A 22,856-nucleotide genomic window follows, 5' to 3' on the forward strand; every position below is an offset into this window, starting at 1 on the left:
TTATTATCCATTTTTAAATAAAGAGTTGTACTTTTAACCTGCAAAAAAACGCAAACTATTTTGTTATGTCCGCACCAGTCAAACCACACAAATTAGACATTGATTTAATTGACAGTTTTGAAAAAATTCCTGTAAAAATTTTCGATAGTTCTAATGATGGCTCTTTATTTGTTGCCCGCGAAATTGCCGCTTTGATTAAAGCAAAACAAGCCAAAAATGAAACCTGTGTGCTGGGATTGGCCACCGGATCAACGCCATTACGGTTATATACACACTTGGTGAATATGCATCGGAATGAAGGGCTTAGTTTTAAAAATGTAATTACATTCAATTTAGATGAATATTATCCCATTGAGCGAGATGCCCGGCAAAGCTATTGGAGCTATATGCATCGACACTTATTTAACCACATTGATATTTTACCGGAAAATATCCATTTACCCAATGGCGAACTATCGAAAGAAGCAACAAAAAAAGCCTGCGAAATATACGAACAAATGATAGAAGATGCCGGTGGTATTGATTTGCAAATTTTAGGAATTGGTACCAATGGACATATTGGTTTTAATGAACCCGGCTCCAGTATTTTTTCTAAAACCAGGTTGGTATCATTAGATAATTCAACCCGTATTAATAATGCATACGAATTTCAAAATATATCAGAAGTACCTCGTATGGCCATTACCATGGGTATCGGCACAATTTTAAAAGCAAAAAAAATATTATTAATGGCATGGGGCTTAAAAGCGCCCATTATTGCTAAAAGCGTGGAAGGTGCCGTAACAGAACAAATCCCTGCCAGTATTTTACAACAGCACAACGATTGCACCTTTGTGATTGACCAAAGTGCAGCAGCCGAACTTACCAGGATAAAATCACCATGGTTAACGGGTGAGATTGAATGGACTCCGAATATGATTAAACGGGCAGTTGTAAACATGGCTTTAAAATTGAACAAACCTGTTTTAAGTTTAACAACACATGATTATAATGAAAATGGCCTGAGTGATTTATTGGTTGAAAAAGGAGATGCTTACGATATTAATTTGCAAGTCTATTATATGCTACGCGATAGCATTACAGGATGGCCTGGTGGAAAACCCAATGCCGCTATTCCGGGGCATCCAGAAAGAAGTAAGCCATATCCTAAAACATGTTTAATTTTTTCTCCTCATCCCGATGATGATATTATTAGCATGGGTGGCACTTTTATGCGCCTGCACGATCAGGGACACGATGTGCATGTGGGTTACCAAACCAGCGGAAATATTGCCGTAACCGATGAATTTGTAACACGGTTTTTAGATTTTGCCGTAGGCTTCGAAGAACAATTTGGTATTGACAATAAAAAAAGCGAACAAATACTCTCAGAAGCTAAAAGATTTTTAGCCTCCAAGAAAAAAAATGAAATTGATACACCTGAAATTAGGGCCATTAAAGGATTGATAAGAAGATGCGAAGCCCGTGCTACCTGCCGATATGTAGGTATTGGCGATTCAAATGCTCATTTTATGAACCTGCCATTTTATGAAACAGGTACCATAGAAAAAAATCCCTATACAGAAAAAGATATTGAAATTACTATTGAACTTTTACAAAAATTAAAGCCCCATCAGGTGTATTGTGCCGGCGATTTAGCCGATCCACACGGCACTCATAAAGTTTGTTTAGATATTGTATTAGAAAGTTTGAAACGAATTAAAGCTTCAGGCGAAAAATGGATTGAATACTGCTGGTTATGGTTGTACAAAGGTGCCTGGCAGGAATGGGATATTTCTGAAATAGAAATGGCCATACCTATGAGTCCCGATCAGGTCATGAAAAAACGTTTTGGTATTTTTATTCATCAATCACAAAAAGACATGGTGCCTTTTCAGGGAAGTGATAGCAGAGAATTTTGGCAAAGGGCTGAAGACAGAAATGCTACCACTGCGCAACTGTATGCCAGCCTTGGGCTTACACAATATGCAGCAATGGAAGCATTCGTAAGATGGCACTATTAAAAAAATATCTGCTATCTTGCACCGGTGATGCATGAGAAAAAAATACTGCACCAGCAATGGAAAAGTGCATGGCAACAACACTATTTCAAATCGAAATTAATTAGCGGTGTGCTTTTACTGATTATTTTACTGGTTATCCTGCCTTTTTATTTTCAAAATATTGAAAACAGAGATGGGTTTCAGTTAAATGATTGGCTGGTGAATCATTTTGCCCCCATGAATGTATCCACTCCCATTTTTATTATCATCTGGATTATGGCAGGAATGCTTATTCGGAATGCCCTCATAGATCCGAATATTTTCATTTTGTTTTTATGGTCATTTATTTTTTTAACCATTTCCAGGTTATTGACCATTTATTTTGTGCCGCTAAACCCGCCTAATGATTTAATTCCGTTGGTAGACCCTATAAGTAATAGATTTTATGGTGGAGGCTTCGTGACTAAAGATTTATTTTATTCAGGGCATACATCTACACAATTTCTAATGTTTCTTTGCTTTAAAAATAAAAATTTAAAACTGGCGGCATTACTTTCAACAATTGCAATTGGCATATTGGTTTTAATACAACATATACATTACACCATAGATGTAATTTCTGCACCACTATTTGCATATGCTGTATTTGTAATTGCCAAAGCATGGGTTGCGCCTGCTGTATCCTATCCTCATGCCGCTTAATTTAAAAGGCTTCTCCTAACTGTAAATAAAATCCCTGATTATTACCCTGCCCTATGCCATAATCTAAACGAAGATTTAGTTTTTCTTTTTTGGTTAATCGTATTCGCAAACCTGCACCATAAGCATACTTCAATCCGTTTAAAGCAAAATCATCTATTGCATGCCCCACTTCACCACTGCTACCAAATAAAGCAATACCTACACTTTTATAAATAGGTACTCTGTATTCAGCCTGCAAAACAAAAGCCTGTTTGTCTCTGTACCTGCCGCCATAATAACCACGCATGCTATTGGCACCACCTAACGAGGCCAAACTTCTTAATGGCACTTCAGCGCCAATATTAGAAAAACTAAATCCCTGTAATGCCAATACCTGTTTTCGGTAAATCCTTAAAAATTTGCGTAGATCAACTACTAAGTTGGTATAATTAAAAGAGGAACCGATTAAAGGATCAAAATGATTAAAATAGATCTGTGCAAAATTGCCTTTATCCGGCGCAAATGCATCATTTCTGTCATCATACGTTAAACTTAATCCCAGGCCAGAAACAAAATACCCTGATCGGCCTGCAATATTTTCCTGATCAAATAAACCACCAGTTATATAATTAATTTTATAAACATGTTGCATTTCATACAACACCCCACCAAAAAAATGGTGCCCTAAATTCCGCAATAAATGCAAGTATAAATAATACTGTTGAAAACTATAATGCTCCACTATAGAATCTGGTGTTGTATTACCAATACCCCAAAATTTATCAGGAAAAGAACTATACGAAATTTGTTCATTCAAAATATATTTTTCATTCTTAAAATATTCAGCACCATTGATTGCTGTAATAAATTGTTTTTTTAGTGAATACAACACAACCGACTGTATATTAGATGTTCGGGAAGTGGTATCAGATTTAGATAAACGGAAAGTTGCCGAACCGGCCAGTCCAAATGACCAATTAGTTTCAATTGATTTTGCAATAACCGGGAAATACAATATTTTTTTTGGAGGAAGGGTATCTTTTTTAAACGTTTGCGCAAATGAGTAGCCATTCATCAGCACAAAAAATAAAAAAAACAGTAAGTAAGCTATCTTCAACATATGGGTTAGTACCCAAAAATATAGGTAAAAACGATGTAAAACACGAAAGGGATGCTAAATTGAAAGATTTAATTTACTTTTAGTTCACGTAATGTTTACAATTTTATAATAATTAATTAACATTGCAGTTACTTTGATAAACATAACCCTCGAATGAACAAATGGAATAGTAATTTTAAATTAGGTGATATTATAACTGTGGAACAAAAAGAATTTTTCGATAAAAACGGTGTCATTGTTTTTAGAGATTTTCTAACTCCCCAAGAAATATCCCTTTATTTAAATGAATTACACCGGCTTGAGCATGTTTGGCTTGCTGAAGGACGCGATAAAATAAATGGCGTTCCATTAAAATTTGGCAAGGATGAACAAGATAACAAAACCATACAAAGGCTTTGCTTTACATCATTGTACAGCGATGCACTTCATAATTTACTAGGGGATGAGCGCTTAAAAGCTTTGATAGCTTTGCTGGGTCCTTATGAAGGTCGTATAGCAGAAAATGAAAAAGATGGTTTGGTGATCAATAATTATATCAATATACCCAACAGTACTTTTACCCAAATGGGTTGGCATACCGACAGTCCCAGAGATTTATTTTTAGGACAAAAAATTATGCCCATGCTGAATGTGGGCATACATTTAGATACTTGTTTATTTGAAAATGGCGGTCTGCGTGTTTTACCCGGAACACATAAGCAAAACATTTTACAATTACTGTTTGGTAAAAAGTATTTTGTTGATTACAGCGATGACCCCAGAGAAGTTGGGTTTGATATTTTTGCCGGCGATTTAACTGTACATGATGGTCGTACCTGGCATCGGGTAAAGCAATCTCCTTTAGTGGGTGAAGCCAGCAGAAGAAGAGTAATGTATGTACCCATTATTACCGGTAAATTTAAACCCAAACACGAAAAAAGTAAAACGCCTTTTTACCACCGTTTTACAAGTGCCGTACACCATTAAAAGAAAAGCTATTTAATTAACCTGGCTTTGTTATATTGCAGTAAATCTTTATTGCATTTTGATATGAAACCTTATATACTTATTACAGGTTCCAGTAAAGGCATTGGCAAAGCCATGGCCGAATTATTAGCTAAACAAAAAAACAACCTGTTACTGATTGCAAGAAGCGAACAAATTTTAGCAAGTTTTTCAAAAGAATTGGCCGATAAATGTGGCATTGATGTGCAATATCTGGTAATAGATTTAGCGAAAGAAAATGCAGCTGAAAAAGTATATAATTGGATACAACACAACAACTATCCTATACAGGCCCTGATTAATAATGCCGGTTATGGATTAAGCGGTTCTTTTGAAAAGTATCCGCTGATGCAACATGAAGATATGATGCGCTTAAACATGCTGGCACCCGTGCAGCTTACTTATTTGTTACTTCCACTTTTAAAACAACAAGCCAGAAGTTATATTCTGAATGTTGCCAGTGCTGCAGCCTATCAGGCTGTACCGGGTTTAACTTTATATGCTGCCACCAAATCTTTTTTACTCAGTTTTAGCAGGGGTTTACAATATGAATTAAAAAATACCAATGTAACAGTAACCGTTGTTTGCCCCGGTGCAACAGATACTGATTTTCCGAACAGAGCACAAGTTGGTTTAAAAGCACAAAAAGCGGCAGCGCGTTTAAACATGTCTGCTAAAGATGTGGCTACTATGGCAATTCATGCCATGTATGCCGGCAAAACAGAAAAAATTACAGGCTGGATGAACCAATTAGGTGTATTTTTTGCCTGGTTACTCCCTAAAAAATGGATTGAAAAAGCTGCTGCAGGAATTTATAAGGAATAAAATTTTTCATTACCTTTTTGCTTTTAAAGATTAACCCTTTATATTTGCAGCCCTAATTAGGGCTAAGGCCCCGTAGCTCAACTGAATAGAGCATTTGACTACGGATCAGAAGGTTGGAAAGTTGTTTTTTGATAATTTGATTTAACACGGCTCTGTAGCTCAACTGAATAGAGCACTTGACTACGGATCAAGAGGTTTTAGGTTTGAATCCTAACAGAGTCACTGATTTTCAATTTATTGCGAAGAGATTGATTTGATAAAACAAGTCAATCTCTTTTCTTTTTTGATGGATTTAAACATCATTTTGAGATTGAAATTTTCTTGTCTTGCTTGTCTCAGTTTTTTGTCATTTTTGAAATTTGCAAACAATTTGCAAACAAAACGACATTAATCCTGATTTGCAAACATCTTTTGCAAACAACATTGAGATTATGATGTAAAAGAACTTAGGTGCTGTAAAGCTACAAATTATCCTAAATAATTTGGCAAAAAATTCAATGAAAAAGCCTGAAACTTTCAGGCTTAAATAATGCATTGGTTTAACCAACTTGCTGCTTTAAATGAAACAGCTTGGAACCAACTTTAAGTTGTCGCATTTTTTTCTCCTTGATGTAATCCAGAACTTCTTTTTTATCAAAATAAATTCTTCCTCTTTGTGGATGTGATGGCAGCCCTCTTTTTATCCAGTCGTTCAGGGTTACAAGGGAAATGCGGAGAAATTTTGCAATCTCTTTCCGATTGAGCAGCCCTTCATCATCACTCTCATTTGAACATGCATGTTGCAGATGTTCCTGGATATATTCCTTAACTGCATCTTTAATCCACCTTTTAAAATCATTTTCTGTAGGAATAAATAAAGTTTCCATAACTCACTTTTCAATTTCACAATATTTCAATACCACAATACTTTTAACCGAACTATTTGCAGACGGCTTGTAGCTGATATACCCAAACTCATGTAGTTGATTCATGCACCGGTTATATGTCTGCCGGGCATTTATTTTAGCCGCTTTCATAATTATGGCTCTTTCTATTTTCACAGGATTACTTCCACCATTAATATTCCATTGTTGCAGTAAGGCCATATAGATGCTGATATGAGTGCTACAAATTCTTGCATCACCTGCAATGGCATTATAAAAACCTGATAATGGTGGAAACGGTTCCATACTGGTTAATCCTGATTAGTCTTGTTTCGCTTTCCCTTTGAAGAATGATTTATGCGCCGCTTTTTTAACAAGCCGCTCCCTGTAGTACTGTTTGTTTCGGCGTTATCATTTTCAGCAGTTGAATCTGTCTGTTTCTTTTTCAACTGAAGTTGCTTTTCAAGCCACTTATTTTGTAAAAACCGGTAGGCTTCATCTACAGATATTCCAATACTATTTTCAGAAAAGTAAAACCGCTGACTAATATCTGACTTATTCTTTACTGCCGGAATACTTCCAAAGATTTCATAAAATGGGGTACCATGCCAAAACTTCGCTTTAAGTGCTGATGCAACGGTTTTACCTTTTTCATCCTTCTCAAGAGCAGCTAAACTTTCAACAACAGATTCAACTTTTACCTCCGCTTCCCAGGTTGTTTTATCGCTTGGGTCCAACTTCTTTTTTTCATCAAGATTGAATGCTGACATCCAGTTTATAGCAGTCATTTGCTTTTCAAGATCGGCTATGTTAATCCCGGCAATCATTAGCTCTTCAAAAACATTTTCCTGTTGTAGTGCTACATCATAATACAGCAACATATAAGCGTTGCTATTCTTGTGCTTCTCAAAATAAAGCCGGAACTCCAGTAGCTCGGTATTCTTAGCTATTTTGTGATTCAAATAAAAATTATCCGGTTTAAAGCAAATCCTTTTCAAGAGTAAGCTTGCCAAATTTTCAAAACCCAAAGATTGTAATTGGCTTACCAGTGCTGTTATATTCTGAATATTCATGGTACTACTGTTGTATAATAAAAAAATGATTTAGGGATGCATTATGACACCCCTAAACCTTTGCCTTTACTCTCCCTTTTTTTAGGCAGCAGGCTTTGCCCATTCTTTTTCTCCAGCTTTTCTTTTTCAGTTTTCGTTACTGGCTTCAAATCTTTTTTTTTATCATTCTCCTGGCCTTCCTTTACTTCTTTACTGCCTTTATCTATTCCAGATTTGTATTGCTCCAGCGATTCTTTAGCAACCATTTTCATATTTGAATCGTACAGTGTTACTTTCTTATACTGTGGGTCCGCCTCCATAAACATTTTGTGACTGCTACCATCTTTTTCAATGGTTACCGATTGTACATTCCCTTTTTCCAGTGATTGCATCAGCGCCTTTGATTTATCAGGGTCGTTCAATTCAGCCACCGCAAATTTTTCAACTGCTCCTTTCAAATCATAGCCATAGTTTTCATGGAATTGTTTTACTTCAAAATTGTTATTCTTGTCTTTGTTCTCAAAGTCAAGTTGAATCCAGGCTTTGTATGGCTGGCCTTCTTTGGTTGTAAGATCTTTGTGAACGGCACGGCCGTCCAGCAGATTGTAAGCTTCTTTTGCTGTTACCCCCTTTCCTTTGTTCAGATAGAATGTTTGCTCATTCTTTTCTCCATTACTTTTTGCTAATGAAGCATGGTAGTTGTTAAAGAAGTACATATCCGTAGAATCAGATTTACGGAAATTGAGTGTGGCCTCGAAAGGCTTTTTGTTGATTTCGGCTTTAAAGTTCAGTTGAAACTCACCTTTGCCTTCTCCCATGTTTCTTTCCAAATCGGCTTTAAGTGTTTCACCAAAGCCCATGTATTTGATGTTATCCGCCAAATACTGAAAATTTTCATTGTTCATAAAATTTGTTTTTAATTGTTTATTAAATATTGATACTTGTTGTGAATCAAAATGGTCAATCAATGCATCGGTAAACGCATTGCCTTCTTTATTGTATAAACCATTTCCATCCGGGTTAAGCTGCGGAATTTGATTTATACTTTCGCTGTAAGGAATTTGTGCAAGAACATCCTTAACTGAATTGAAATGAAGAACAGTGAAGTGGTCCAGGTCACTGATATTATTTTTAGAAAACTGAGTTGCTTCTTCTTTTGTTCTGAAAAAATGAATATCATCTTTATCAATAAAGTACAGACTGTTATTATAAGTCATATAATGTTCACCTTTTGACAGAGCAATATTCACCAGGTCAAGTACATCATCAGCTATGGGATGTTCATTATTCATTCGTTTAGTTTCTTTAAGCCTTTTATACGCTTCTTTTGCGTGTATTAAGTCTCCGGCAGCCTCATCGACTTTAATTGATGATTCGTATTTTGCTTTTAACTGGTTTCCATCCTTTAAGTACTTTGCATATTCGCTTTCGGGCCAATACTTAACCATCAGCAGAGAGGCTAAATCCATTCCCTTTTTGCCTGCATTAAAAACATTCATTAAGTCAGCTTCCAGTTTTTGGAGAAATGATTCATCATTTTTACGAATCATCCCAGAGTAATAGTTATTGTATATCTTGTCAGCTCTTGCAAATCTTCGTTCCAACTCTCCTGTATCAAAACCGGCCACTGTCACTTTGGGTATATCAATAGATGTTTTAACCAGGTTATAGCCTTTTAATCTCCACCCATTGTTATCCTTTTCAAAATCGAGTGTGTACATCAACTGGTCATTACTACTCTTTATAAACATAAATGCTTCAAAGTTCTTATTACCTGCTTTTGCATAATCTTCTACCTGATTAATAGCACTTGAAAAACCAAGCCCATGTAATTGACTTTTCAGGGTTGTAAGATTTTGCTTTGGCATTTTATCATTTTAAATCCGGCAACACTCTGGCTTTCATTATATCTTTATTACGAACCTTTAATAAAAAGTGCCTGCCGCCATTCTTCTCCATCATTTGGATGGCTAAATATTTTTTATCAGGAATGGTAAACTTTTCAAGTGCCGCTACAAATACAGTGCTGCTGCTCCCTTTCACTTTGCTATAATTTCCAGTTATATGCAGGGGCTTTTGTTCAGACTCCTGAACTGCGGTTCTTTTACTTCTTTTCTTGTCCTTAATAAAAAAACGCAGCAGGTCCATATCATAATCGACAGTTCCGGCATTGTTCACGTACACCTGGAAATATATTGTGTTGTCCTTGATATAAATTCCTTTCACACCTGCCTTCATGTTGTACTTTTTATCTTTTATGCCTTTTATAATTCGTTCATTATCCAAAATGGCATTTGCATAGGAGCTAATTGTTGCAGTCCTGTTAACAGGCAGATAGTAAACCCATGTAGCAGGTTTATTATCGTAAGTAACTGTAAAGGCATATACGCTCCCGTCATCTGTAACAACACTCAGGTTTGTTTCTGTAAAATCTTTTTCGGCTGCTTTTACTAATAAAATTTCCGGGGCTTCTTTTACCTGTTGTGCCAAAACTGAGGAAGTGCCCCTGTCAACATGTTTAATAGCAAAGGGAAATACAAGGCTGGTGGTTTTATCTGTTGTAATACTCAGTTTTGTTTGTGCCTCAGCAGAGACGAATAACCACACTACACAAATCATACACACTAATCGTTTCATCTTTTCAAAGTTTATACGTTATAAATTGGATTCGTTATTCTTATCCTTTAGTAGAACTTTGTAACCTTCTTTAACCATAACTTTTACCTGTTTTACTTTCCTGCTCATTAAACTTTTTACCGTATTGATGCCGGCAGCGGCGGCCTGTGCCTTCAAAGAAGGGTCAAGTGTGGTGAGTTCCATTAATTGGAGACTGTTATCGGCAGAATTTTTAGCCACATCCCTGCTGATGGAACCAGGAACATAAATGCCCGGCAAGCCGTCCATATCATATAATTCTAATTTTACAGGGAATAAGGTGTTTTTATACCTGATAGAATTTATCACTACTTCAAGCCTCTCGTTATTTAGTGAAGCAGTACCATTTACAGGGTTTCCTTTGGGGATAAGAATGCCATTTATAAAGATATCAGTTGCTAACCTCAATTGAATAACAGCTCCGTTCACTAACATTTGATTACTGTGCACTATCGCTTCAATTGCCTGCCCTTCTTCAACCACTGATTTATCAGGGTCCAAACTATAGAATTTGTTTAGCTTATTTGTAGCAATTTTGTTTGTGTCCATTAACGAAACATTTGCCAATGCAGGCTGAGTAGTTACAGCATAAACCACTTGTTTATGTTGTAATGATTTTTCTTTTAGCTTTTCCCTTATTCTTTGTGGATGCTGAATATCCAGTATCTTTTCTAATGTTCCATTAAGTTGGTTCATCTCTTGGTCGCCAGTATTTGTTTTATTCATTGTAAGCAACATGTTTTCTAATCTATCCACCTCGCCTGAAAGTTCTTCATCTTGTTTGTAATTGGTTGCATTCTGGTTTTCATTGGCTGATGCTTCCGGCTGTTTATTAATTTCCTTTTGCAGCAGAGCTAATTTTTGCATCAGCTTTTGTTCAGGATTATTTGAAGATGTTTCATACGGCGATGAATTTAACCGCTGGTTGTATTTGGAAGCTGAGTTTTGAGTGAGTACTTCTAATTCGTTTACGGGCAAAATAGATGTGTCTTCATGTTGCTTATAATACGGGTCTGTACGCATCCATTCCTCAAGTTTGGCAGAATCTTTATCAGCTTTATCATAAAAACTTAGTTTGTCTGTTAAGTTCTCATCTTTCATTTTTGCATCAGGGAGATTTAAGTTTAAACCTTGCTGCTTTACTATAATAGCCTGTTCTTTTCCCTGACCACCACCCAATGCCCAAAATGCCATTGTAAGAAATGGTACTACCAAAAAAGGCAACACCAGCATCATTTTCCGTTTACGCAGGAAGGCCTGCGACCTTTGTACACTGCTCATACACTTCATTTTTGGTTTTGTGATAAGTAAATTTGTTCCAGCATTTGCACACTATCCATCAAACCCGGCCGGGCTTGCAGGATGCTGTCGTATTCATTCGTTCTGTTCAATTTTAAACTATCCATGTATTTTCTAAAATCCTGTATTTGTAAATAGGTTTGTTCATCTACCGTTGCCTCCGGCATTATAGTTTCATCACCCGTTTTATTAAAGTGCTTTGGAATATCCATTTGCTGTATCTCTAAAGCTTTCTGCTTTCTTTCAGGACTGAAAACACTGTTTACAATAAGATAAATACTGTAGCCACCTGCAGAAACGCAGAAAAATATCAGTAGTAGTTTTAATCGTTTAAAATCTGTGTTCATAAATATCCTGTTCATTTTTTCTGCAAATAACTGTTGTGCTTTAATGCCGACACCGGCAATTTTGCCAGCCACTTTATCAGATACGGTAGTTTTATCATCTGACTGAACCTCTTTCTTTTTCTTTTTGGACAACCACATACTACCTGTTTTGAATGTTGATGTCAGTATTCTCCAACGTCCGCCATTTTTCAATTAAAAAACCATGTGAATTATTATCACTACGGGAAACATTTCTCAGGTATCCTTCGGTAATCAGACTCCTGGTTACAATGGTGGTGGGGCGAATGATTTTCTGTTCCCCTTTATACCTGAAATAAAACGGATACACATCTGTATTAATAATGATGCTATCCATTGTGATTTCCTGGCTGATGTTGCCCGATATGAGGTTTGAATAATACCCATTCTCCTTCAGGTTATCGTATTGTTGTTTTGCAGAATTATCTGCCAGGTATAATGCTTTTGTAATGTTGGCCTGAATAACTTTATCGTCCGGGTCGAGAGTAAAGAAATAATGATGAAACATTTTTACATGGTCCCTGGCTTCCACAGGTATATTATCTTTTCTGTCGGCTGCATAAGCTTCTAATGCCTTGCCATTTGCCAGTATAAAAACTTTATTCTGAGATTGGGATGAAAGCTGATAGCTTTTGTATGCAATAAAAAGAGAGATGATAACACAGGCAGCCAAGAATGCCACACTGAATAACCGGATATACCTAAAAGCGGTATCTATATTTTTTGTTTTCTGAAACATTACTCACATTTTTCTAAACTCACAATTATATATTCTGCAATTACTTTACCAAGAAAGGCAAATAGTGGGTAAGTGCGGTAGGGCTAACTTTAGAACTAACGTCCTTAGCTTTGCCATTTAAACTATTATCAGAATTTTAATGAAAGTTGAACCAATCACTATACGACAGATTACTAAGAATCAGTTTAATATTTTTATGCTGTTTACACGGCATCCAGCCGTGCAAAATTTTGCAAGAGAGTTAGAATATCATTCAAATGACGACAACTCTATTTTAGGCGTAGTTCTTTTGGATTTATATGACAGGGACTTTAGTTATGTGCTTTTGGTAAGAGATGAAAACAGACAATTCAGGGAATTTGATACCAAAGTAAGTTTTTCGAGTAAAGCTGAAGCTGTGGATATGCTCAGCAATTCCATGAAGTGGCATACAGCCCAAAATCTTAAATCTGTTGTGCATAATCTGCCTGAAAGAGGAATGGATTTATTTAATATTGTAGTGAATCAGGAAAAAATTCATCCCTATTTTACAAGACTTAATGAGGATACTCAATTTATCCCTTCAAAGAGGGCTATCATAGAAATAGCCAACCACCTTTCTGATATTGACGGAAATTTTATCGAGCAATTTCAGTCGCTAAATGGATTTGATGCCAGGCTTTGGGAAATTTATTTGTTTGCCTCGCTAACTGAGCAAGAGTTTTTAATCAACAGAAAGTATGAAAGGCCTGATTTTATTATTCAAAAGTATGACGTTGAAATTGGAGTAGAAGCTGTTACATTGGGAAGGGATAAGAACAATCCGCCAACATATTTGCCCAATGAAGAAAAATTAACGAGGCCGGCAGATATTTTGACAAAAATTCAAAATGAAATACCCCTTAGATATGGAAGTACCCTTTTTTCAAAATTGAGTAAAAAATATTGGGAATTATCACATTTAAAAGACAAACCTTTCTTATTGGCTGTGGCTGACTTTCATGATGATTTTTCAATGACCTGGTCATACATTTCTTTAGTGGAATACCTATATGGACAGAGAGAGGAGCTAATTGTTTCGGAAGATGGCTCCGCTTTTGCCAAGACTGAAAAGATAACACACTATACTAAACCTACAGGTGCCAAAATAAATTCAGGATTCTTTTTTGAGCCAGATTGTGAAAACATAAGCGGTGTATTATTTAGCACAACTGGAACAATTGCCAAGTTTACAAGGATGGGTATCCAGGCAGGCTTTTCATCCAGCAAACAAAAAGTATTGAGAGTTGGCGACCGGTATGACCACAATTCTCATTCATTTACTCCAATATCGTTTTCATATATGGTTGATGAAAATTGTACTGAAACATGGAGTGAGGGGTTAAATTTATTTCATAATCCCAATGCTAAACATCCCATTGATATGGATTTATTTCCAAACATTGCCCATCATAAACTTAAGGGAGAACAACTGATTAGCTGGGCTCCTGATTTTCATCCTTTCTCTTCGATTAACATTAATACGATAGTAAAGTAAGAATTAGTTTGTGATGCCCGAATTGGTTTATTAAAACATAACTGATTATCAATATATTATGATATATTTTGAATGAATTTTAAATTAATATTCATTTATTTATCAAAAATTATAGTACCTTTATCCGGTAAATAAAAATATATGAGCAGGTTACAGCAATTAAAAAGGCAATTAAAGCCGGGTGAGGTTTACCGCCGTACCGAACTGGCCAATTGGTCTAAGTCGGTTGACAGGCACCTGGATGAATTGGTGCAGGATGGGACTTTGCAAAAATTGTCTCAAGGGCTGTACTATTACCCAAAAGAAAGTGCTTTTGGCAAAACACCACCTGATGAAAATATGCTGGTTGAAAGTTTTTTAAAAGACCATCGCTTTTTGCTTACCACACCTAATGTATATAACAGCCTGGGTGTGGGTACCACCCAATTGTATAATGTGAGAACGGTATATAATCATAAACGTCACGGAGAGTTTAAGCTGGGTAATAAAACATTTCAGTTTCGAATAAAACCCCACTTTCCTAAAAAAGTAACACCCGAATTTTTATTGGTTGATTTAGTAAATAATCTTGAATCACTGGCGGAAGATAGCAGCGAAGTATTAAAGAAAGTGGCTGACAAAGTTGAAGTGATGGATAAGAAAAAGCTGAAACATTCAGTGGTGGAATATGGCAGCGTAAAGGCAAAGAAATTATTTGCTCCCTTACTACAACCTCATACACTCTAATATGGCTGACGGTTACCTGCATAATCACAAAGACTTTCCAGATCTGCTGAATATATTGGCAGATAAAAACAACATCCTGCCCGGGCTTATTGAGAAGGATTACTGGATTATGCATGTACTGTATGGATTGAAGAAACAGGGATTCGATTTTGAACTGAAAGGAGGAACATCATTATCAAAAGGATATAAAATTATAGACCGGTTTTCTGAGGATATAGACATTCATATAAAGCCACCGGCATCATTGGGAGTTGAAGAAAATCCGGCCAAGACAAAACCCAATCATATTGAATCAAGAAAGAAATATTATGACTGGCTTGCAGCGAATATAAAGATTGATGGTATTGTTTCTGTAAAGAGAGATACAGCGTTTGATGATGAAGCATACTATCGCAGCGGTGGTATCCGTCTTTTGTATGAGAGCAAAACAGAAAGTATAGAGGGTGTGAAAGAAGGAATATTAATGGAAGCAGGTTTTGATACCGTAACTCCGAACAGCAACCTCACAATAAGTTCCTGGGCGTATGATGAGGCTGCCGGTAATGGCAGCATAAAAATTAATGATAACCGGGCGGTGGACATTACCTGCTACCACCCTGGTTATACTTTTGTAGAGAAGTTGCAAACTATTGCAACAAAATTTCGTCAGGAGCAGGGAGACAAAACGGAAAGGCCCAATTACATGCGGCAGTACTATGATATAGCCTGCCTGTTAAAGAATGAACTGGTGCAGCAATTTATAGACACTGATGAATACAAAGCCCATAAAAAGAAAAGGTTTCCTGCAAAGGATTTTGCTATACCGGTTACAGAAAACCAGGCTTTTCTTTTATCAGATGCTGCACTACGGGACGCATTTAAGAAAAGATATGAAAAAACAAACAAGCTTTACTACAAAGGCCAGATACCTTTTGATGAAATAATGAATATCATTCAAACAAATATTGGGAAGTTGTAGTTATGTTTTCCCACTCAATTTATCCTTCATATAATTACTTCCGCCACCACTATTACCTTCTTTAAAATATCCTTGTGATGCACCTGCATCAGCCATACTGTTACTCATTTTGTTGTAAGCTCCACCCATTGCATCTCTTGCCATAGAAGTGCCACCCGCTACAACAGTACGGCTGGATGTACTCATCATATTTGTTACTTTATAAAGTAATGTATTGCCGCCACCGGCATGTATAATATAATTGGCAACCGACGGCACAGTGAAGTAACCAATGATACCGATAATCATAAAAATTAAGTATGCAGTATCTGTGGTACTAAAAAACGTATCGCCATTGGTAGCAATCTGCTGTAAATCTTCCTTCAACATGTTTTCCTGGATTTTACCCATAATGCCGCCGAAAATATTAGCAACAGGCAACCATAGGAAGATGTTGAGATAGCGGGCAATCCAAACTGTGAGTGTGTGCTGAAAGCCATCAAACACGGCAATGCCAAAGACCAATGGGCCAAGAATTGCCAATACAATTAGGTAAAATGTGCGAATGGTATTAATGCAAAGTGCTGCAGCCTCAAAGAGAACTTTCAATACTTCACTCATCCATTGCTTAATAGAGTTGCGAAAGTTATAGGAGAATTTTGCAAAAGCAAATTTAATATCGTTGCCAATACTTTTAATCCAACCTTCGCTTTTATCCCCATAATTGTATTTGTACCATTTATCTCTATCACCAGACCCATTTGGGCCAACATACATTTGCCAGTAAGCTGTTTTCTTTATTGCCTCTTCTTTCATTTTTAGCAATTGAGCAACAGCTTTATCTGAATCTGTTACCATTGCTGCAGTAGATGTTACCGTTGGTTTCATCACTCCGTTAATCATGGCAATAACAGAAGGAAATATCAATACAGCAAAACCCAAAACAAACGGACGGAACAAGGGATAAAAATCAACCGGCTCCGCTCTTGATATATGGCCCCACACTCTTGCAGCAATATACCAGGTAGCGGCAAAGCCAGCTATACCACGACCGACACCAATCAATCTGCTGCACAAAGGCATCATATCATCATATAATTTTTCCAGCACTTCATGCAGGCTGTGGATCCTGTTGGCCATTCCCTGGGCTTCTGCTAAATGAGGTATCAATAATATTATGACCCCTATACAGATTATTCTTACACACAATTTCATTCTCACAACTTTAAAAGTGAACACCCCTTTTTTATTTATTCAATCCATACAGTCTTCGTGACATCTCAATCTGTGCCTGCTCTGATTTCCTTTGCAACGAAAGCATATTGGTATTATTAGTAAAATCTTTCAGAAAGGAATATTGGTCTTCAACAGACAAATAAATTTTATCAATGGCTTGTAACCGTTCATCATCGCTCATACGAAGTTTTCCTGATGTAATGACCATAGCCAGTTCATCCAGGCTTTTCAGGCTTTCATTAAACAGGTTGCTGTACACTTTGCCGAGATAATTAATTTCTTCAGCACTAAATTGTTTTTCTTCCTTAAACCGGTTATACGCTAATTTATATTCCTTACCTATGCGTAGTTGATAGCTGATTATATCCGCAATTCGCTTATACTTTTTAACTGCCGGACTTACCTGCATTAAACCATCTAAGAAAGTTTTATGGATATTAAAATTTCCTTCCGAAATGTTTTTAACCGCAGTATATCCCTTATTCAGGAGTTTATACCCATCATACATATTCTGTAAAATCTTTTTAAACTGCGCCAGTTTTTCAATATTCAGCAACAGTTGCTGCACTTCTTCACTTTGCGCCTTTAACTGAAAACTCATACTGCACATAATCAAAATCACAATCAGCTTTTTCATTTTATTCCATTTACTATTTTAGAACGGTTAATTTCCATCTGCTCTCCCAAGCGTTGTACAGCCAGTAAACCCATATCTTCACTAAAGGAGCAGGCAAAGGAATACTTATCTTGCACATCAGCATACAACCCGTCAATCCGTTTCAGCCTTTCATCATCCTTCATTTCCAATTCACCTGGTGTTGTAACGAGTAATAATTCTTCCACTGTTTTTATACATTCATCTAAAAGTGTATCAAATACATGTTTGCAATAATCCAGTTCAGCTTCAGTAAATTGTTTTGTTACCCTGATTTGCTGAAGGGAGAGTTTTGTTTGTTTGATGATTTTGACCTGGTAAGCAATTATATCCGCAACCTTTGCATACCGGCGTATGGCAGGGTTTACATTTTTGAGGCGGTTAAAGAAATCACGGTGCAGGTTGAAGTCTCCGTTTTTTATGTTGCGGATAGTATTAATCCCTCCTGTTACAATGTTGTACCCTTTTTTGGCATAGCCAAGATAAACTTGCAGGGCTGCAATTTGTTGAAGCAGGTATTTCTTTTGCGTTGACTTTTGATTGAACCATTCATCAAAGGTTTGGGCATTTGATGAGTGAAAGGCAAACAGACTTACTGTTGCCAGTAGCAAAATTCTTTTCATTCTTCACATTTTCATTTTTCACAATATTGTTTCAGCTATCGGCTAATACCGTATAGTCTTTTTACATATTCAATTTCGCCCTGCTCGGATGCCCGTTGAATACTAAGCATCTTGTTCTGATTATTGAAATCTTTTAAGTCAACATACTGTCGCTCCAGATTATCAGAGACGGTATTAATAATTTCCAGCCGTTTGGCATCACTCATTTGTGTAGCAAAGGCATTCACCACTAAAAACAGCTGGTCAATACTTTTCAGGCTTTCGTCCATCATCCCTGAATAAATGTTGTACATATAGTCCAGTTCTTCCTGTGTAAAATTCTTGTCTTGCCGAAATAAAGCCCAGGCGCCCTTGTACTCTTTTACCATTTGTACCTGCCGTTCTATAATGTCTTTAACCCTGTTATAATAAGCCAGGGCGGCTTTTACTTTCCATAGTTCCTGAAAATAATCATCATAGAGCTTTCGCTGCTTCTCCACCCAGTCCTTAATCTCATTCAGTTTTAGCTGGCTCATTTTATTCTCAAGCGTTTTCTGTGCATTTTGCAGCCAGATGGTTTTGTTCTGCAGCCGCTGCATTTGAAGGTCAATTGCCTTTATTACTTTTTTAACTGCCGCTTTGATAATGTCTGCAATTGGAATTTGAGCTTTGGTTTCCTGTATTGGCAAAAACATACAGCACATACTCAACCCCACCACTGCCAATATTTTTTTCATAACACGCTATTTTATTTTTTTAAACTTATTAGTTCCATCAAACAAAACTTTTTCTTTCACATCAAAAGAATAATGGTCTAAGGTTTCTGCCTCTTCCAGCAATTTTGTTTCAGCATTGTAAATACCTGATGTTTCTTTCACTTTATATTCGGGAACATTGGCTTCACCTTCTACCTGCCGGATATAGTGCCATCGGTTTTGAATTTTGAATTGCTTTGCTGCAGGATTTTGGATAGTGATAACTAGGGTGTCAAATTCTTTCCCAAATTCATTTTGCCCGACTCTTACATAGGTGCCGGGTATAAATTCCATAATTTCATCTTTGCCGCTGGTATTGCAGCCGGAGATAATTAAAGTTGCTAAAAGGATAAGCATTGTTGTTTTCATACTATCAGTTTTTAGAGTGAATAATCTCATCTGCTAAAGCCTTAATCCCTTTTTCGATATCCCCGCCAAATTTTGCAGCATAAGCATGCACCTTCACTTTTTCTTTTTCCTCTGTTGTGTATGCCAGGTATTCTTCCGGCGATACTTCTGTACGATAGACTTTGCTCAACACACCACCAAGAGAAATAAAGACCTCTTTATATTTTTTTGTCGGGTCATTGGCTTTGTTGATAGACAAAACCAACGCCTTTTCTTTTTCAGTCAATCCCAACAATTCCTGTATCTGGTCGAATTTGTTTTGATACTTACTTTGGTCTAATAATATTTTGCAATCGCTGTTGTTGATAATTGCCTGCTTTACCACCGGTGATGAAATAATGTCTTCTACTTCCTGTGTTACTACAATCGCTTCGCCAAAAAACTTTCTCACCGTTTTAAACAGGTACTTAATATATTCTGCCATTCCTTCTTTAGCAATTGCCTTCCAGGCTTCTTCAATCAGTATCATTTTTCTTATTCCTTTTAGTTTCCTCATCTTAGAAATAAACACTTCCATAATGATGATAGTTACGACTGGGAACAGAATCGGATGGTCTTTGATATTATCCAATTCAAAAACAATAAACCGCTGCTGCAACAAATCAAGGTTTTCTTTCGCATTTAGTAAGTAATCAAATTCACCACCTCTGTAATATGGTCTTAAAACATAAAGGAAGTTTGAAACATCAAAATCTTTATCCTTTACATTATCACCTTTCAGTACCGCTACAAAATCATCTTTCAAAAATTCATAGAAGCTATCAAAGCAGGGAAACAAGTTTTTATCGCTTTCTACCTTTTCAAAATATAATTGCAACGCATTTGAAAGGGCTACATATTCGCTGCGGTTAAAAGTTTCATTATCTTTTTTCCAAAGAGCTAATAACAATGTTTTGATGCTTTCCTTTTTCTCAGTGTCCAGTATATCGCCTTCACCAATATAAAACGGGTTAAACTTTATGGGTTTGGTTTCAGAATAGGTGAAATAATACCCCTTCACCATATCGCACAAGCCTTTGTAGGAATGGCCCACATCCACCAGCACAATATGTGTGCCTTTTTCGTAATAGCTCCTCACCATGTGGTTGGTAAAGAAAGATTTTCCACTTCCAGAAGGCCCCAAAATGAATTTATTTCTGTTGGTGCAGATGCCTTTATCCATTGGCTCATCCGAAATATCCACATGGATGGGTTTGCCAGAAAGCCGGTCGCCCAAACGGATGCCAATGGGGCTAACAGAGGAACGATAGTTGGTTTCCAAATTGAAAAAGCAACAAGCCTGCGGACTGAATGTATCAAATGTATCATTCATAGGAAAGTCGGCAGCATTGCCCGGAATACCTGCCCAAAATATTTGCGCTGAACCTTCAGTTTCTAACTTGGGAGTGGCATCCATTTGAGTAAGTGCTGATGAACATAAGTTTCTAATGTTCTTCAATTCCTCTTTGTTATCTGTCCATGCCAGTAAATTAAAGTGAGCTTTTACCGGTAATCGTTGTTCACTGATGGCTTCGTTCAGAAAATCATCTGTTGCCTGCTTACTGATTGCATTTTCCCGGCTATATGCAGAAAGTGATTGCAGCCGCAATCTTTTACTTTCCAGCTTTTGCATCGTTTTTTGTACATCCTCAATAAACACATACTGATTATAGATGTGATTGCAGGAGAGCAACTGACCAATTGGTGATGCAAACCCTACGCTGAATTTTGTTTTATCAGTGGAGTACTTGTCATAGTTAATCCGGGAACCACATAATGCTGGAACAAATTCTGCATCGGCCATTGTGTAAAGCTGGCAATGGTTTTCGCCAATTTTCCATTCGGGTTTAAATTCAATATCCCGGAGAATTACACCATCATTGCTGAGATTCATATAATGAAGTACAAAATCAGCCAGTAATTCGTTTGTCAGCATTTTCATAGACACAAAACCACTGTCAGACAAAATTTTTTGAAACTGGCCTACATGATTCATGAAATCATGAAAGTGTTTTGGCTTCAAGGTTTCTTCTGGCACAATTGTTCTGCGGAGCAGGCTGCTAAAAATGGAAGAACCTAACTTCCGGTTCGCAGGCTTTTTTGTAAGCATGATATAACAGCGATGGTCCAAGTAAGGCCGTTCATTAAAGAACCGGTCGCTGCTTCTGGTAAGAAAACTATTATCTTCTTGTACAAACAAAGGTTTATACTTTGCTTCAGTAAACCAATCCTGCTTATGTAATACACTATTAACCGGTAGAACTTTTATAGCTTTTATCCAGGCATGATGAAAGGCTTCGTATTCGTCATTGCTCATCGTAAACAGTTCCGGTAATTGCACATCAAACACAACTGTTACATCACCCATTTTGGAAAGGATGGCGTTATTTTCAATTGAATAAACGGGTAGTATCTCATTCAGATTTTTCATTCAGCAACATCTTTTTCAGTTTCACTTTTGAATAGCTTTTTATCACATCAGGCACCGAACGCCGGGCAATCTTTTTCATCATACCATGCTCGCCATAAGTGCGGCTTAACTTGTAGATACGCATAAATAAAGCCGTAGTAAGCACCGCAATGAATGGCAGGCAAAAAAAGATACCCAGGCCGCTGATATAGAGTATTGCAAATAGTATCAGCAATACCACTAAGCCGCCGCCCAGGTACCAGATATATTGGGCTTTGAGCCCTTTGAACTCAATGCTGCGATTGATGCCTTTGTTAATTTGATAGACGGATGAGGACATACTTTCCGATGTTGCAAATTGTTCACCAAAAGTCAATTGGAGTTGGTAAAAGGGGTAGGACTAACAAACGAGAAGGTACTTCGCAAATCATCCTATTTTGGAAGTATTTGCGAAAGTTTTATCTTCAAGATTCGGAAATACAATAGTTACAAGCAATGTTAGACGGCTACACAATTCAGACAGTTTGTAAGTTTATCAGTAGACAGTCCTTCGCAGACGAACAGGCAATCATCTAACACGACTGTAATGATTGACATGCATAAACAAGTAAATCATAATAACATGGGCATAGAGATAATTACCAAAAACTTTCAATTAGATATCTACGGTTTTGGCAGTATAGCGACAAACAAAGATTATGCTGGAACTGCTTTTAAGTTGAGCGGCAAAATGTGGGATGTAATTAAAACCAACGAAATAAAAAATAGGGGAAAGAATATTTGGGTTTACGAAACTGCCGACAAAGTTTTTGCAGGTGTTGAACTTGAAAATCCAACTATCGCCAACGACAACTTTGGACTTGAAAAAATGATAATAGACGTAGAAAAATATGCTTACTATAAACACATTGGAAGTCACAATCTCATAAAGCAAACAGGACAAAAAATGACAGACGAACTGGCCAAGCGAGGATTTGAAATTATACTTCCATATATTGAAATTTACGGTCATTGGGCAAAAGACGAAAGTAAATTAGAAACAGAACTAATAATGTGCTTGAAATAAG

The 22,856-nt window shown here is 36.8% G+C and carries 24 protein-coding genes and 1 tRNA gene; 9 read left to right on the forward strand and 16 right to left on the reverse strand.

What is annotated here, in order from left to right; translation table 11 throughout:
* Positions 1-65 precede the first annotated feature (65 nt).
* Both nagB and EO766_RS01525 read left to right on the forward strand, forming a co-directional pair.
* Positions 66-2,003 carry a glucosamine-6-phosphate deaminase gene (gene nagB, locus EO766_RS01520; RefSeq protein WP_287100642.1) on the forward strand — a complete coding sequence of 646 codons (1,938 nt, stop codon included), beginning with the start codon at positions 66-68 and terminating at the stop codon, positions 2,001-2,003.
* Between the two features lie 27 nt (positions 2,004-2,030).
* Positions 2,031-2,684 (forward strand): phosphatase PAP2-related protein, encoded by a 654-nt coding sequence (locus tag EO766_RS01525; RefSeq protein ID WP_074418418.1) that lies wholly within the window; start codon positions 2,031-2,033, stop codon positions 2,682-2,684.
* A 1-nt stretch (position 2,685) separates the two neighbouring features.
* On the opposite strand, the gene EO766_RS01530 is transcribed toward EO766_RS01525, so the two are convergent.
* Positions 2,686-3,783 carry a BamA/TamA family outer membrane protein gene (locus EO766_RS01530; RefSeq protein ID WP_218058146.1) on the reverse strand — a complete coding sequence of 366 codons (1,098 nt, stop codon included), beginning with the start codon at positions 3,781-3,783 and terminating at the stop codon, positions 2,686-2,688.
* 153 nt (positions 3,784-3,936) lie between these two features.
* Here EO766_RS01530 and EO766_RS01535 point away from each other — a divergent pair, with 153 nt between their 5' ends.
* The 3 genes from EO766_RS01535 to EO766_RS01545 all read left to right on the forward strand — a co-directional run bounded on the left by EO766_RS01535 (position 3,937) and on the right by EO766_RS01545 (position 5,814).
* Positions 3,937-4,749: a phytanoyl-CoA dioxygenase family protein gene (locus EO766_RS01535; RefSeq protein WP_074418419.1), complete on the forward strand. Its 813-nt coding sequence runs from the start codon at positions 3,937-3,939 to the stop codon at positions 4,747-4,749.
* A gap of 63 nt (positions 4,750-4,812) precedes the next feature.
* Positions 4,813-5,592 carry an SDR family NAD(P)-dependent oxidoreductase gene (locus tag EO766_RS01540; RefSeq protein ID WP_074418420.1) on the forward strand — a complete coding sequence of 260 codons (780 nt, stop codon included), beginning with the start codon at positions 4,813-4,815 and terminating at the stop codon, positions 5,590-5,592.
* Positions 5,593-5,740: 148 nt separating this feature from the next.
* Positions 5,741-5,814 (forward strand) — tRNA-Arg (locus tag EO766_RS01545).
* A 317-nt stretch (positions 5,815-6,131) separates the two neighbouring features.
* Here the strand turns inward: EO766_RS01545 and EO766_RS01550 are convergent.
* The 8 genes from EO766_RS01550 to traK all read right to left on the reverse strand — a co-directional run bounded on the left by EO766_RS01550 (position 6,132) and on the right by traK (position 12,565).
* Entirely contained in the window at positions 6,132-6,458 is a 327-nt protein-coding gene (locus EO766_RS01550; protein ID WP_068242077.1) for a helix-turn-helix domain-containing protein, read from the reverse strand.
* Between the two features lie 3 nt (positions 6,459-6,461).
* Positions 6,462-6,761, reverse strand: a complete 300-nt coding sequence (locus EO766_RS01555) for a hypothetical protein (protein ID WP_068242075.1) — start codon at positions 6,759-6,761, stop codon at positions 6,462-6,464.
* A gap of 5 nt (positions 6,762-6,766) precedes the next feature.
* The gene (locus EO766_RS01560; protein WP_068242074.1) at positions 6,767-7,528 is read right to left on the reverse strand and encodes a hypothetical protein; all 762 of its coding nucleotides are present in this window, start codon (positions 7,526-7,528) and stop codon (positions 6,767-6,769) included.
* 41 nt (positions 7,529-7,569) lie between these two features.
* Positions 7,570-9,135: a hypothetical protein gene (locus tag EO766_RS01565; protein ID WP_287100643.1), complete on the reverse strand. Its 1,566-nt coding sequence runs from the start codon at positions 9,133-9,135 to the stop codon at positions 7,570-7,572.
* A gap of 244 nt (positions 9,136-9,379) precedes the next feature.
* On the reverse strand, positions 9,380-10,144 hold the full coding sequence (gene traN, locus EO766_RS01570; RefSeq protein WP_068242070.1) for a conjugative transposon protein TraN: 765 nt from the start codon (positions 10,142-10,144) through the stop codon (positions 9,380-9,382).
* Between the two features lie 18 nt (positions 10,145-10,162).
* Entirely contained in the window at positions 10,163-11,443 is a 1,281-nt protein-coding gene (traM, locus tag EO766_RS01575; RefSeq protein ID WP_068242117.1) for a conjugative transposon protein TraM, read from the reverse strand.
* A gap of 5 nt (positions 11,444-11,448) precedes the next feature.
* The gene (locus EO766_RS01580; protein ID WP_068242068.1) at positions 11,449-11,946 is read right to left on the reverse strand and encodes a hypothetical protein; all 498 of its coding nucleotides are present in this window, start codon (positions 11,944-11,946) and stop codon (positions 11,449-11,451) included.
* Between the two features lies 1 nt (position 11,947).
* Positions 11,948-12,565, reverse strand: a complete 618-nt coding sequence (gene traK, locus EO766_RS01585) for a conjugative transposon protein TraK (protein WP_068242066.1) — start codon at positions 12,563-12,565, stop codon at positions 11,948-11,950.
* Between the two features lie 139 nt (positions 12,566-12,704).
* Between traK and EO766_RS01590 the strand changes: the two genes are divergently transcribed.
* The 3 genes from EO766_RS01590 to EO766_RS01600 all read left to right on the forward strand — a co-directional run bounded on the left by EO766_RS01590 (position 12,705) and on the right by EO766_RS01600 (position 15,765).
* Positions 12,705-14,081: a hypothetical protein gene (locus EO766_RS01590; protein ID WP_068242064.1), complete on the forward strand. Its 1,377-nt coding sequence runs from the start codon at positions 12,705-12,707 to the stop codon at positions 14,079-14,081.
* Positions 14,082-14,222: 141 nt separating this feature from the next.
* Positions 14,223-14,807 (forward strand): DUF6088 family protein, encoded by a 585-nt coding sequence (locus EO766_RS01595; protein WP_068242062.1) that lies wholly within the window; start codon positions 14,223-14,225, stop codon positions 14,805-14,807.
* A 1-nt stretch (position 14,808) separates the two neighbouring features.
* Positions 14,809-15,765 carry a nucleotidyl transferase AbiEii/AbiGii toxin family protein gene (locus tag EO766_RS01600; RefSeq protein ID WP_074418605.1) on the forward strand — a complete coding sequence of 319 codons (957 nt, stop codon included), beginning with the start codon at positions 14,809-14,811 and terminating at the stop codon, positions 15,763-15,765.
* Here EO766_RS01600 and traJ read toward each other — a convergent pair whose 3' ends face one another.
* The 7 genes from traJ to EO766_RS01635 form a co-directional block, all read right to left on the reverse strand.
* Positions 15,766-16,884, reverse strand: coding sequence for a conjugative transposon protein TraJ (traJ, locus tag EO766_RS01605; RefSeq protein WP_253810146.1), 1,119 nt, complete (start codon positions 16,882-16,884; stop codon positions 15,766-15,768).
* Positions 16,885-16,990: 106 nt separating this feature from the next.
* Entirely contained in the window at positions 16,991-17,617 is a 627-nt protein-coding gene (locus tag EO766_RS01610) for a hypothetical protein (RefSeq protein ID WP_068242058.1), read from the reverse strand.
* Positions 17,614-18,258, reverse strand: a complete 645-nt coding sequence (locus EO766_RS01615; protein ID WP_068242056.1) for a hypothetical protein — start codon at positions 18,256-18,258, stop codon at positions 17,614-17,616. Before EO766_RS01615 ends, EO766_RS01610 begins: the two co-directional genes overlap by 4 nt.
* A gap of 35 nt (positions 18,259-18,293) precedes the next feature.
* Complete coding sequence (locus EO766_RS01620; RefSeq protein WP_068242054.1) at positions 18,294-18,974, reverse strand: conjugal transfer protein TraI; 681 nt, start codon at positions 18,972-18,974, stop codon at positions 18,294-18,296.
* A 6-nt stretch (positions 18,975-18,980) separates the two neighbouring features.
* Positions 18,981-19,361, reverse strand: a complete 381-nt coding sequence (locus EO766_RS01625) for a hypothetical protein (RefSeq protein WP_068242047.1) — start codon at positions 19,359-19,361, stop codon at positions 18,981-18,983.
* Between the two features lie 4 nt (positions 19,362-19,365).
* A complete protein-coding gene (locus tag EO766_RS01630) occupies positions 19,366-21,810 on the reverse strand; it encodes a TraG family conjugative transposon ATPase (protein WP_068242046.1) in 2,445 nt (814 codons plus the stop codon).
* Positions 21,794-22,165, reverse strand: coding sequence for a DUF4133 domain-containing protein (locus tag EO766_RS01635; protein WP_253810144.1), 372 nt, complete (start codon positions 22,163-22,165; stop codon positions 21,794-21,796). The genes EO766_RS01630 and EO766_RS01635 overlap by 17 nt, the downstream gene beginning before the upstream one ends.
* Positions 22,166-22,375: 210 nt before the next feature.
* Between EO766_RS01635 and EO766_RS01640 the strand changes: the two genes are divergently transcribed.
* Positions 22,376-22,855, forward strand: coding sequence for a GyrI-like domain-containing protein (locus EO766_RS01640; protein ID WP_068242044.1), 480 nt, complete (start codon positions 22,376-22,378; stop codon positions 22,853-22,855).
* Position 22,856 lies beyond the last annotated feature (1 nt).

The sequence above is a fragment of the Hydrotalea sp. AMD genome, assembly GCF_004100315.1.
GTDB lineage: Bacteria > Bacteroidota > Bacteroidia > Chitinophagales > Chitinophagaceae > Hydrotalea > Hydrotalea flava.